We start from the raw sequence: 10,631 nt of genomic DNA, 5'->3' as shown, positions 1-10,631 counted from the left end.
GACATGGACATGGAATATATTTACTTTTTTAAAGCACTATCTTTATCAACAAAAACGTCAATTCTTAAATAAGAAAATGCGTGAATACATACAGCAATTTTCATCAAGCAGTGAAAAATATAAGTTTTTATCAGTTGTTGTTTTATCAGAATTAAAGGCAATAGGTAGAGCAGATGTTGAAAATTGGGCTGATTCTGAACATACTAAAAAGTTTGTTGAAGAAGATAAAATTCAACAATTAAAAGATAAAATTGGGGATATGTTTAATAAATGGCAAAGACAGACATCATTAAATGAAATTCCTATGCGGGATTTAGCTGATGAATTAATTAAAATATTAGAAGATTTTCATTAATCAAAAAGGAATTAACATGAAATTACCAATTTACACAGGTTCAGGAAAACGTCAAGGAGAACTACCCAAACAACTCCCAAATTCTCCCCTTTCTCGATTACTCAATCCAGAAAAATACATTGCTGATGAAGGTTTAAGAGATGCCTGTAATGTGGCATTATTATTAGGACAACCTTTATTGCTAACTGGAGAACCAGGAACAGGAAAAACTCAACTAGCTTACAGTCTTGCTTGGGAACTGGGACTTGGTGAAGTTTTAAAATTTGAAACTAAATCTACTAGCATTGCGCGGGATTTGTTCTATACCTATGATGTTTTAAAGCGATTTCAAGATGTGCAAACTGGTTTTGCTACAAATCAAATTTTAGATTACATCACTTACCAAGCTTTAGGAAAAGCAATTTTATGTACTCGTAATTTAGAGGAAGTAAAAGAATTTTTACCATTAGAATTTCCTGATGATGGACAAAAGCGTTCCGTCGTTTTAATTGATGAAATTGATAAAGCACCCCGTGATTTTCCCAATGATTTACTGAATGAATTGGAATTGATGTATTTTCGGATTCCAGAATTAGGTAATCAAAAAATAGAAGCAGATGCAAAATTGCAACCAATTGTAATTATTACTAGCAATTCAGAAAAAGATTTACCAGATGCTTTTCTGCGACGTTGTATTTATTATCATCTGCCTTTTCCTGATAATGAGCGACTGAAAAATATTATTGCTAATCGCTTAGGAATGAATATTAGTGATCCATTTTTGCAATCAGCTATTAGTTTATTTGAAAAATTACGTAAAAGTGGTTTGAATAAGCAACCTGCAACCGCTGAATTATTAAGTTGGATTGTTGCTTTACAAAAGTTTAGTAGTATTCCAGAGAGTTTTTCAATTCAATTGAACGCTGATTTAATTAACTCTACTCTCAGTAGCTTAGTCAAAACTCAAAATGATCAGGAAAAAGCCAAAAGAGTTATAGAACAATGGATAAAAGAACAGAAATAGAAGATCACCTAGATTGGCTAAATCCTGATGCTTTACTAGAGTTTATTGATATTCTTAGAGAATCTGGTTATAACATCGGCATATCTCAATATATTGCAGCACAGGATTTAATTTTGATTCTGATTTCTCAGGGTGAAAATTTGGATAATCCAGAAAAATTGAGGAGTTTATTAGCACCAATATTTTGCAGTTCACCAGTTGAACAAGAACAATTTAAGCAGTATTTTGATAATTGTTTTAACTCTATTAATCAAAATATTTGTTTAGAAGCAGAAACAAAAGAAGAAACTCAACTATTAACAGAAGAAAAGATAGAATCTCATTTTCTCCTGTTGATTTTATTGCTAAAAATTATTATTTATACAGGAATTCCTCTATTTTTAATATTCAATGACTCCACTACTAATAGACGAAATGAATTTCCGATTAAGATATCAGAAAAAAAACCGGGTATGAAGCCAGAAGCAGGAAACCCTATTATTATTATACCAAAGGAAACTGCTCTAATTTGCACTGAAAACCCTCCCCGAAATACCATTAACTCAAATACCATTAACTGGCCAAGAGAAATAGCATTTTTCTTAACTCCTGCTGCTGTGTTTTTCATTTGCAGAATGTGGTGGTTTTGGTTAATGCGTCAGTTATTTTTACGACGTTATGGAACTACAACCCAACCCGAACTACAGAATATTTCTATTGCTGGTTTTGAGCAAGAATTATTCCCGACAATGATTTTTATGCAAATTGCTAGAAATCTCAGACGACGTATTCCGATTCCTTCCCATCAATTAGATATAGAAAAAACAATTGATGCAACTTTGCGACAAGGAGGATGGTTAAAACCAATATATCGTAATTATCAAATACTTCCAGAATATTTATTTCTGGTTAATCGCACTAGCTTTCAAGATCATCAAGCTCAATTTATAGAAGAAATGATTGAGCGTATTAAACAAGAAAATGTTTTAATTACCAGTTATTTGTTTGATGATGATCCTTTAATTTGTTTTCCTAGTCAGGGAGAAGGTTCTCCACTTAGACTTGAAGAAATTATTAGTAAATATCATCAGTGTTATCTGATTATAGTTTCAGATACAGAGAAATTTTTTAGTATTATTAGTGGTGAATTAGAACCTTGGGTAAGTCAATTAATCAGCTGGCAAGGTCGAGCTTTTCTTACTCCCAAACCAAGAACTAATTGGGGTTATCAAGAATTTCAAATAGCTCAACAATTTATGATTTTACCTGCTACACCAGCAGGGTTAGAGATATTTAGTCAAAAACTCTGGAATGGATATAATTCAAAGCCTCTCTCCACTTCTTTACAAGAAGAACAATTAAGCTTCTCCTTGCAGGAGAGGTTGGGAGAGGTAGAGGGAGATTTATCAGCAATACCTATACCACAAACATTGCGGATTCAATCTTATCGCTGGTTAGAACGTAATTCTCCAGAACCAGAGAAAATTGCAGCTATGTTGCTTTCCCTGCGGGAATATTTAGGTGATGATAGTTTTTATTGGTTTTGTGCTTGTGCTGTTTTTCCTGAGTTGCAATGGAATATTACTATTTATTTAGGTAATGTTCTCAAAACAAAGTCAGGAGAATCTCTGTTAGAGGTTGATTCTTTGACTACTTTAGCTCGTTTACCTTGGTTTCGTGCTGGTTATATTCCAGATTGGTTGCGTGTTGATTTGATTCAAAAATTAACTCAGGAACAAGAACAGGAAATTAGAAATGTATTAAAAAATTTACTCAATCAGGTTAATGATACTTCTGAAAATGGACTGAAGTTATCAATAGCAAAAACATCTCTAAAAACTATTGCTGAAGATGGTTTATTAAAAGATTACCTGTTTCTGGATTTTATGACTAAACCATCTTTACTTGATCTCAAAGTACCAGAAAAGTTGAATAAATTATTGCCAAAATCCAAAAATCAAGTTTCTAAACAGCAAAAAATCAACCGCAGACGATTTTTGCAGATGGTTGGTTTAGGAAGTGCAGGTTTTGTTGCAGCAGTAGCAGGTAATCAGGTTTTGAAACCTAAAGAACCTACAATAGCTTCTCGTAGTTGTAAGTTTGAGGTATTAACAGTCAATTCTCAAGGAAAAATTATTTCCCGCATTTCTAGGGAAGCAACGTTTTTTACTGAAGATTTGGGTAATAATATAACTCTGGAGATGGTGGAGATTCCTGGTGGTTCTTTTAATATGGGTTCACCAGCATCAGAAAAAGGTCGGAATGATTATGAAAGTCCACAACATGAGGTAAATGTACCTGCTTTTGCTATGGGTAAATTTGCAGTGACTCAGGAACAGTATCAACAAATTATGGGTAAAAATCCTTCTAATTTTAAAGGAGTCAAACGTCCTGTAGAACAGGTGTCTTGGAATGATGCGGTGGAGTTTTGTAATCAGTTGAGTCAAAAAACTGGACGTACTTACAGATTACCCAGTGAGGCAGAATGGGAATATGCTTGTCGTGCAGGGACGACTACACCCTTTCATTTTGGGGACACAATTACCAGTGACTTAGCTAATTATAAAGGCACTGTGACTTATGCTTCTGAACCAACAGGTGAATACAGACAACAGACAACAAATGTAGGTAGTTTTCCGCCTAATAGCTTTGGTTTGTATGATATGCACGGTAATTTCTGGGAATGGTGTCAAGATGATTGGCATGATAATTATATAAATGCGCCTAAAGATAGTAGTGGTTGGACAAGTCGAAGCGATAATACTAAAGTGCTGCGCGGTGGTTCGTGGGGCAACAATCCTGGGTACTGCCGTTCTGCCTACCGCTACAGCTACGACCGCGATAGCAGGGACTTCGATATCGGTTTTCGCGTTGTTTGTCTTGGCGCGGCGAGGACTCTTTAGCCCTTTGCACTCTTGCGCTTTTGCGCTTTTCTCTTTCTTTTCTTTCTGATTGGGAGCGTAGCGAGACGATTTTTTTTTGTCTGAATCAGGATGTCCAGGACACCCTTCGGGAAGTCAAAAATCAAAAGTCAAAATTCAGAAATAAACGATGTCCAGGATTTAAGGATTTAATTTGTCTGAATCAGGATGTCCAGGATTTAAGGATTTACAGGATAAGTTTGTCGTGTTGTTGATGCATTTTCATGATATAGCTTTAAACTAAGAAATCGGTTCAAAAACCATTTGAGGAATCAATATCTGGTCTTGTATTTGTGCAATACCCAAAAAGCGGGTTTCTTGTTCATACACTCTTACCAACCCCAATAAATCCAGATTTAAAGGAACTTGCTGACCTTGACACCATTTTTTGGCAAATGTTTCTGGTAAATTTACAGATGGTAACTTTTGTAAGGCTGCATCTGGGGCGACTGGTTGAAATGTACCTGCTTGGAGTTGAGTTTCTAAATCTGTGAGTGTGAAACTGTCTTGTAAGTGAAAACCGCTGCTTTCCGTTCGTGTCAAAGCGGCAAGAGTTCCACCTGTATTGAGAACTGCTCCTAAATCACGAGCGATCGCGCGAATATATGTACCTGCACCACAAGCGATCGCTAAATCCAATTCTGGAAAATCTCCATTACGCCAATCTAAAACTTCTATATTTAAAACTTCTACTGTCCGAGTCGGCGCTTGCACAATTTCACCTTTCCGTGCCAAATCATACAGGCGTTTCCCATCCACTTGAATGGCGCTATAACTGGGAGGAATTTGCTCAATTTTGCCTATAAATTGGGAAAGTGCGGTTTTGATATCCGTCAAACTTAACCCAGGACAAGGCTGAGAAGTAATCACTTCCCCTTCTAAATCATCCGTAGTTGTACGTATACCAAAGCGAACAGTAGCTTGATAAGCCTTTTCACCAGGTAAATACTGTAACAATCTGGTAGCTTTACCCACAGCGATAGGTAACACACCAGTAGCTGCTGGATCTAAAGTTCCTGCGTGTCCCACCCGTTTTAAACGCAGGAGTTTCCGTACCCGTGCTACACAGTCATGGGAAGTCCAGCCATAAGGTTTGTTTAAATTGAGAAAGCCCTGCACAAAATAATTGATAATTGATAATTGATAATTGATAATTATATTCCGACTTCTGAAAGTATGATGATTTTTTAATTTTTTAAGACAATTTTTTTCTCAGGACACAATTTAAAAAAACCATCACAAAAAAATCTTGACATGAAGCGAGGATATACCAAAATCCAAAATCTCCAATTTTCACCTGACTATAGTTGAAGGAATTTTTTTTTACGGAGGTAATTCCTGGCATATTTTCACCTAAAACTGGTGCTAATTCTTGGCTGTTTAAGGATTGAACAAAACTCAAACCCAAAGACTGACTGGAAATAGTTTTAGCGTAGCCGGCGTTAAGATAGGTAATATATTGTGGCTTTTGGGACACATAAGTTTGAAAGAACAAGAAGCTAAAAGCATTGATGTAACTGTGAGCTTGGGAAGCATCACCAACCATTTCTACAGGTAATGCTACTTGCTGGCTGCCAGGATTGCTATTACCAATGCTAGAAAAATGAGTTCCACCCATCAGCATGAGCAGATATTTGTGGGGATGATTTAACCAAGAAAATGGTAAAATTTGTTCATGTAAAGCTGGTGCAACTGTATCTTCACTACTACTAAAAAACATCACAGGAGTTTGAATTTGATTCAGACCAGCTTGACCAAAAATCGAGCTAGTAATGGGATTAACGGCTATTACTGCTTTAACTCTTGAATCCCGCAAATTAAAATTATATTTATGATATTTTTGCCTAGACTTAGTTTGCAAATCTAAAGCGCGAAATTACAGCAGTAAAGACATATTCCAGGTATCTCGTAGTGCATCTGGCTGACAATCTTTTTCTAGCTGCTGCAAATTAATTGTTGCACCTGCTAAAGCTAAAGCAGTATAACCACCAAAAGATTGCCCAAATACTCCCACTTGTTGCAGATTTAATTTACCTTGAAAAATTGATTCAGATTGATTAGCTTTTTCGAGTTGATCTAATATATATTTTATATCTAAAGGTCTATCTATGAATTCCCTAGACTCAATTACTTTATTAGTATTACTACTCGGATGATTAGGAACAACAACAGCTAATCCGTGAGAAGCTAAATGCTCGGCTAAATAACGAAAATTACTGCTATCTAAACCTAAGCCATGAGAAATTACTATTACTGGTGTGGAGTGTTGAACATTAGGAACATAAACATCTGTGAATAAACGCCGTCTACGAGTTAAGTCAAAAAATTCTAACGTATATTTTTCTGATTTAAAATTACCTGGGCTTTTTAAATCTGACAATACAGATAAATTAATGTTTTGGATTTTACTAGCTTCGATATTTGATTTTTGCTGAATTAGTGCGATCGCTTGATTGGTTTCACTGATGAGCCGATCCAGTTTACCAGCTATTTCTAAACTATCAACTAAGTTAATATGAATGCTATTGCTGGGATATTTCCGTAGTATATTTAATAAATTTAAGCCTTCTGCTTCACCCGATGCTGCGATGATCGCATCACGTAAAACATTAAATTCTGACTTAGTTTGAGGAAATTTAGTTTTTATTAATTCTGCTAAACGTTGCAGTAAAAATTCTCCCTGTTGTGTGTGGAGAAATCTTGTAGCCACAGGCGGACTAATTTTTACGGACTTCAGTAAAATTTTTCTTAACTCTTGCAGTTGTTGCGATGAAATATACTGTTGATAAATTGCCAAATCACCATCCATGACTCCCGTTTTCGCAAAATTTTCTAAACTAATCACGGGAATGGGAATTTCTAGTATAGAATAGGAAGCATAGATTTTCTCTGCTGCCATGACAGAGTTACTAATTCCTAATGTTGGCAGCAGCATTGAAAGCACCAGCAATAATGATTTTTTTCTCAGGCTGCTGGCCCAATTACCAAATAAACTCTTCATCGCTCAAATGTTTCAGAGATGTTGTTTAGCGAGGCGTTAAATTTGGTAGTTATTTAGTCACCCTGTTGATTAATTTATATACTGTGACTCACCTTAGATTTCTGGATGTTTTTGAGATTTTTTACCTTAAAATCCTAACAAACTCACAAATGCTCTGCCTCAGTGCTTATTGTGTAGCTTTAAATATCAAATAACTTGACAAATCAAATTGTGTTGCACATATCCAAATTTTTTGATCAATGAGGGGCTTGTTGTTGGAATATTTGAGATAACCAAATTAATGGACAATTGATAATGGACAATTGACAATGGAAAAAAATTTGTTTGGATGCAAATTTGCGCCTCATTTACCTGAAATCTGCTGAATTTCTTCCCTCATCTCTGTCACCTGTCACCTGTCACCTGTCACCTTTTATTTAGATTTACCCAAAGCAATTGTTACCGAACCAGAAACAACTAAGAATGCGCCAATAATTCCTACTAATGTGATGTGTTCTGGCAAAATTAGCGTTGGGAAAATACTGGAAACCAGCCAAACAGCTATTAAAGTTATTAGCGGGGCTAAAGCTAAAATTGCACTCACTCTAGATGCTTCCCAATGTTCTAATGATTCAGCAAAAGCACCGTAAGCAATGAGAGTATTTAATCCACAAAATAACAACATTCCTAAATGCAAAATGTCAAGCGTGAAAATAGTATTAATTTTGGCAAATGGAGTAAATAATAAAGTACATCCACCATAAATTATGAGCATAATATTAGCGGATGATAAAGATTGTAATAACTGTTTTTGTGCTAAGGCATAAATTGCCCATGAAACTGCACCTATAACAATTAATCCACTACCTAGGAGATATTGTCCCTGTGCGGTAATTAAATTCGTTAATTGAGCTTTGAAAAATAGCAAAAAACCTACAGTTAAGACACTAACACCAAACCATTGCCGTAATGTATAACGCTCTTTAAAAATTACTAAACCACCAAAACCCAATAAAACAGTAGCTAACTGAATGATGACTTCAGCATTAACAGCACCTGCTAAGGCTAAACCTTGCATGAAGAGAAAGTAATTACCTGCTAAAAATATTGTGGCTATTGCTAATAGTTGCCAAGAATTAGTACGTAATTGTTCTAAACTTGGTAATTTTTGCTGCACATATAGATAAATTGCCAGTAGTACAAAGGACATTAAAAAGCGAAACCAAATCACAGTGTAGACATCTAGTGCTTGTAGCGTTACCTTTAAAGCAATTGGTAAAATGCCCCATAAAAAAACTGTGAGCAGGGATAAACCTAGTCCTAAACGCCAGCGACCGGAAGTTTGATGCCTCATTTAGTTATTTGCAAATGTTGTGTCAAAATATCTAAATTGTTGAAAGAAGAAATCTAGCAGCATAAAATTTTATCTGAATTTACGGAAACTACTCAAAGTAGGTAGAAAAAGCTGTAAAGCACTGTGGGTATGGCTACACTTCCTGTGTAGCATAAAGTAACCATAAGCTCATAAATACTAGCTGAATGCTTACCTAATAAATCTGGCAGTAGTTTGATTAAATTTTAGTTTAATTGAGTAGAAAGTAAATGGGACAAGGTTTTTTACAAATTGCGTTAACGCTATGTATTGTCGTATTAATTACTCCCTTGTTAGGTAAATACATAGCTAGAGTATTCTTAGAAGAAAACACAATTTTGGACTGGATAATGAATCCCATAGAGAGGATTCTTTATATACTAGCAGGAGTCCGTAAAAAAGAAGAAATGACTGGTTTACAGTATATTCGAGCAGTAATATATAGTAACTTAGTCATGGGAATTTCTGTGTATGCACTAATATCTTTGCAGGGATTGTTACCTGGGAATCCCAATAGGTTGAGTACACCTAAATGGGATATATTGCTACACACGACAATTTCTTTTTTAACTAACACTGACCAACAACACTACGCTGGTGAAACGACTTTAAGCTATTTTAGCCAAACAGCGGCTTTAGGCTTTTTGATGTTTACTTCAGCCGCAACTGGTTTAGCTGTAGGAATAGCTTTTATTCGTGGTTTGACAGGAAGAAAGTTAGGGAATTTTTACGTTGATATCACCCATGCCATTACGCGGATATTATTACCCCTTGCCATTATTGGGGCGATCGCACTCATAGCCCTGGGTGTACCACAAACATTAGCAGGAACACAGGTAGTTCAAACCTTAGAGGGGGGAACTCAGTACATCGCTAGGGGGCCAGTAGCTTCCTTTGAAATAATTAAACTGTTAGGTGAAAACGGAGGTGGCTTTTTTGGTGCTAACTCTGCTCATCCCTTTGAAAATCCCAATGGCGCTTCTAACTTAATAGAAATTATCGCCATGTTAGCGATTCCCACATCCTTAATTTACACATACGGGGTATTTGCCAATAACCTCAAACAAACTTGGTTACTGTTTTGGATGGTATTTATCATCTTTGTAGTTTTGATTTGGATCACCGCTGTTGGTGAACTACAGGGAAACCCCTTGATTAATAATGCCTTGGGATTACAACTGCCTAATTTAGAAGGTAAAGAACTCAGATTTGGTTGGGCAGAAACAGCATTATGGGCTGTAGCTACTACTGCTACCATGTGCGGTGCTGTGAATGGAATGCACGATTCCTTAATGCCATCTGGCATATTTTCAACTTTATTTAATATGTTCCTGCAAATTATTTGGGGTGGTCAGGGAACAGGAACAGCCTACCTCTTTATTTACCTAATTCTCACCGTTTTTATTACCGGGCTAATGGTAGGACGCACCCCGGAATTCTTTGGGCGCAAAATTGAAAAACAAGAAATCGTCCTAGCCAGCGTAGTCTTGCTGATTCACCCAATTGTAGTGTTGATTCCCAGTGCGATCGCCCTAGCATATCCCATTTCTCTATCTGGAATAAGTAACCCAGGCTTTCACGGTATTTCTCAAGTAGTGTATGAATATGCTTCAGCCGCAGCTAATAACGGTTCCGGCTTAGAAGGATTAAAAGATGACAGCTTATGGTGGAACTTAAGCTCAAGTTTCAGCATTTTAGCAGGGCGTTACATTCCCATTATTGCCATCCTCCTCTTAGCTGATAGTATGTCTCGTAAACCAAAAGTACCAGAAACCCGTGGTACTCTCAGAACCGATTCCTTACTATTTACCACCGTCACCGCTGGCGTAACTATTATTTTAGGAGTCCTCACCTTCTTCCCCATTTTAGCTTTAGGACCCATAGCCGAAGGTTTTAAACTAGCTGCGGGAAGTTAGAAGGTAGGTGACAGGTGACAGGTGACAGGTGACAGTTAAGAGGGAATAGGGAATAGGGAATAGATGATCAATACATTATTCCCCTGCTTCCCCTGCTTCCCCTGC

At 36.4% G+C, this 10,631-nt stretch carries 8 protein-coding genes; 4 read left to right on the top strand and 4 right to left on the bottom strand.

Features of this window, described 5'->3' with window-relative positions; all coding sequences use genetic code 11:
* From A0J48_RS24675 to A0J48_RS27805, 3 genes are all read left to right on the top strand, one after another.
* Nucleotides 1-355: hypothetical protein (locus A0J48_RS24675; protein WP_234301139.1), on the top strand; the 355-nt coding region annotated here is incomplete at its 5' end.
* A 16-nt stretch (nt 356-371) separates the two neighbouring features.
* Nucleotides 372-1,358, top strand: a complete 987-nt coding sequence (locus A0J48_RS24670) for an AAA family ATPase (RefSeq protein WP_200327228.1) — start codon at nt 372-374, stop codon at nt 1,356-1,358.
* On the top strand, nt 1,337-4,240 hold the full coding sequence (locus tag A0J48_RS27805; protein WP_411841150.1) for a formylglycine-generating enzyme family protein: 2,904 nt from the start codon (nt 1,337-1,339) through the stop codon (nt 4,238-4,240). Before A0J48_RS24670 ends, A0J48_RS27805 begins: the two co-directional genes overlap by 22 nt.
* Before the next feature lie 258 nt (nt 4,241-4,498).
* Here the strand turns inward: A0J48_RS27805 and truB are convergent, their stop codons facing one another.
* The 4 genes from truB to A0J48_RS24650 all read right to left on the bottom strand — a co-directional run bounded on the left by truB (nt 4,499) and on the right by A0J48_RS24650 (nt 8,592).
* Complete coding sequence (gene truB / locus A0J48_RS24660) at nt 4,499-5,377, bottom strand: tRNA pseudouridine(55) synthase TruB (RefSeq protein ID WP_200327227.1); 879 nt, start codon at nt 5,375-5,377, stop codon at nt 4,499-4,501.
* A gap of 76 nt (nt 5,378-5,453) precedes the next feature.
* The gene (locus A0J48_RS27670) at nt 5,454-6,119 is read right to left on the bottom strand and encodes an alpha/beta hydrolase family protein (RefSeq protein WP_325079054.1); all 666 of its coding nucleotides are present in this window, start codon (nt 6,117-6,119) and stop codon (nt 5,454-5,456) included.
* Nucleotides 6,120-6,134: 15 nt separating this feature from the next.
* Nucleotides 6,135-7,193 carry an alpha/beta hydrolase gene (locus tag A0J48_RS27665; protein WP_325079052.1) on the bottom strand — a complete coding sequence of 353 codons (1,059 nt, stop codon included), beginning with the start codon at nt 7,191-7,193 and terminating at the stop codon, nt 6,135-6,137.
* Between the two features lie 478 nt (nt 7,194-7,671).
* The gene (locus A0J48_RS24650) at nt 7,672-8,592 is read right to left on the bottom strand and encodes a DMT family transporter (protein WP_200327226.1); all 921 of its coding nucleotides are present in this window, start codon (nt 8,590-8,592) and stop codon (nt 7,672-7,674) included.
* Between the two features lie 248 nt (nt 8,593-8,840).
* On the opposite strand from A0J48_RS24650, the gene kdpA reads away from it, so the two are divergent.
* Nucleotides 8,841-10,526 carry a potassium-transporting ATPase subunit KdpA gene (kdpA, locus tag A0J48_RS24645; RefSeq protein WP_200327225.1) on the top strand — a complete coding sequence of 562 codons (1,686 nt, stop codon included), beginning with the start codon at nt 8,841-8,843 and terminating at the stop codon, nt 10,524-10,526.
* Nucleotides 10,527-10,631: the final 105 nt, after the last annotated feature.

Source organism: Sphaerospermopsis aphanizomenoides BCCUSP55, from assembly GCF_001586785.1.
In the GTDB taxonomy this organism is placed as follows: Bacteria; Cyanobacteriota; Cyanobacteriia; order Cyanobacteriales; family Nostocaceae; genus Sphaerospermopsis_A; species Sphaerospermopsis_A aphanizomenoides_A.
The sequence above is the reverse complement of the archived record's forward strand: the minus strand, read 5'-3'. Positions and strand labels throughout refer to the sequence as shown.

Coding starts and splice junctions, on each gene's coding strand:
- A0J48_RS24670 (WP_200327228.1), top strand. CDS start 372: ATGAAATTACCAATTTACACAGGTTCAGGAAAACGTCAAGGAGAACTA.
- A0J48_RS24650 (WP_200327226.1), bottom strand. CDS start 8,592: ATGAGGCATCAAACTTCCGGTCGCTGGCGTTTAGGACTAGGTTTATCC.
- A0J48_RS27665 (WP_325079052.1), bottom strand. CDS start 7,193: ATGCTGCTGCCAACATTAGGAATTAGTAACTCTGTCATGGCAGCAGAG.
- A0J48_RS27805 (WP_411841150.1), top strand. CDS start 1,337: ATGGATAAAAGAACAGAAATAGAAGATCACCTAGATTGGCTAAATCCT.
- kdpA (WP_200327225.1), top strand. CDS start 8,841: ATGGGACAAGGTTTTTTACAAATTGCGTTAACGCTATGTATTGTCGTA.